The sequence below is a fragment of the Micrococcus sp. LASM2_SD2 genome (assembly GCF_057364565.1).
In genome coordinates, this window is the sequence record NZ_JBNFOB010000332.1 from 1 (window position 1) to 1,838 (window position 1,838).

Here is a 1,838-nt window from a genome sequence, read left to right on the forward strand (position 1 = left end):
GGCGACGGACGGCACGCCCCGCGGCGATGCGCCGGCCTGGCGTGCCGCCGGCGTGGGCGCCGCCTTCGGCCTGGCCTCGGTGGTATGGAGCCTCAAGGACCACCTCGCCGAATGGGTCGCCATCGGCGGGTTGGCTGGTCTCATCGCCCTCGGCTACCTCTTCATGACGGGGCTTCGGTTCGTGGTGGACCAGGAGAAGGCCCGGAAGAACGTCTTCTACGCCGGTGAGGGGCAGGCGGCCTGGTTCCTGTTGAACTTCCTCGGCGTCTTCCAGATCCCGTGGTTCTTCGTCTCCGGCATCGCCGACCCCAGCACGCTCGCGCTGACCGCCGCGGGGCTGGGCATCGTGGTCGCCGTGGCGAACCAGGCCCTGGTGAGCCGGTACATGACGTGCCGCCGCCAGCCGGCCCCGGAGCCCGTCCCACTCGGCTGAGGCCTGCCGCTCTCACGGTCCCTTCACGACGTCGACCCTCGCCTTCGCAGAGAAGGTGAGGGTCCGACGTCGTGATGCGTCCCGCCTTCGGCGGGCTCGGCCCTCAGCGTCCCGCCTCCGGCGGGCTCCGCGCTCAGCGCTCGGCGTAGAAGGCGGCGAGGCGCTCGAGGCCCTCGTCGATGCTGACGCGCGGGCGCCAGTCCAGCACCTCGCGGGTGCGGCGCTGGTCGAACCAGTGGGAGGTGGACAGCTGCTCGGCCAGGAACTCGGTCAGCGGCGGCTCGCCGTCCGAGGTGGCACGGCGCATGCCCAGGAGGTTCTTCTCCCAGGCCCGTTCGATCACCGCGCCGGCACGGCGGGCCAGCCCCGCGGGGACCCGGCGGGACGGCGGTGCGGCGCCCCCGGCCATGGCGATGCGGGTGAGGAGCTCGCCGACCGGCCGCGGCTCGCCGTTGGTGACCACCAGGGCCTCGCCGTGGGTGTGGTCCGCGGCCGTGACCGCGGCGAGGACGGCCTCAACGGCGTTCCAGGTGTAGAGGGTGTCGATCAGGGCGGCACCGGAGCCGAGCACCGGCATGCGGCCAGCCCGGGCGCGCTGGACGATGCGGTCCGTCAGCTGCATGTCTCCGGGGCCCCACATCAGGTGCGGACGCAGGGCCAGCACGTGGAAGGACGACGAGTCCGCGGACAGGGCCAGCAGCTCGCCGGCGGCCTTGGTGCGGGCGTAGGGGCCGCGGGCGGCATCAGGGTCGGCCGGGCCGGCGCCCTCGCCGACGATCGAGCTGCCCGCGTGGGCGACGGACGGGGAGGAGATGTGGACCATGCGGCTCACGCCCGCGGCCCGTGCGGCCTCCACCACGTACTGGGTGCCGGCGACGTTGACGAGCTCGAAGTCCGCCTCCGGGCCGGAGACGGACACCTTCGCGGCCACATGCACCACGGTATCCACGCCGTACATGGCGCGGGCCACGGCCTCCGGGTCCGCCACGGAGCCGCGGACGTCCTCGGCCCCCTCCACGCCGGACGGACGCCGCTGCAGCGTCACGACCTCGGAGCCGGCGGCGATCAGGGCGCGGGCGACGCCCTGGCCCAGGATGCCGGAGGCGCCGGTGACGAGCACGCGGTGCGCCTCGGGCTGCTCGAAGACCTGCGGTGTGCCGAGCGCGTCGAGCTCGACCTCGAATCCCATGCGTGCCATCAGGGACGTCCCACCTTCCCGCCGGCCAGGATGCCCTCGGCCCAGCGGGCCATGCGGGCGCGGTCGATCTTCGAGTTGTGGCGGATGTCCGTCGGGATCGTCTCGGTGACGAGCACGGCGGACACCGGCAGCGGGGCCACGGCCGCCCGGACCTGCGTGGTCAGCTCGGCCGGGGCCAGCCCCGGCTTCGGGCGACCGTCGCGCAGG

General features: G+C 74.1%; 3 protein-coding genes. 1 reads left to right on the plus strand and 2 read right to left on the minus strand.

The genetic code is table 11. The features are described 5' to 3' along the window. On the plus strand, positions 1–433 hold a 433-nt coding region (locus AC2W7A_RS12080; protein ID WP_485991555.1), incomplete at its 5' end, for a hypothetical protein. Between the two features lie 133 nt (positions 434–566). Here the strand turns inward: AC2W7A_RS12080 and AC2W7A_RS12085 are convergent. Further along, positions 567–1,631: an NAD-dependent epimerase/dehydratase family protein gene (locus AC2W7A_RS12085; RefSeq protein WP_485991556.1), complete on the minus strand. Its 1,065-nt coding sequence runs from the start codon at positions 1,629–1,631 to the stop codon at positions 567–569. Then, on the minus strand, positions 1,631–1,838 hold a 208-nt coding region (locus AC2W7A_RS12090; protein WP_485991557.1), incomplete at its 5' end, for a hypothetical protein. The genes AC2W7A_RS12085 and AC2W7A_RS12090, both read right to left, overlap by 1 nt.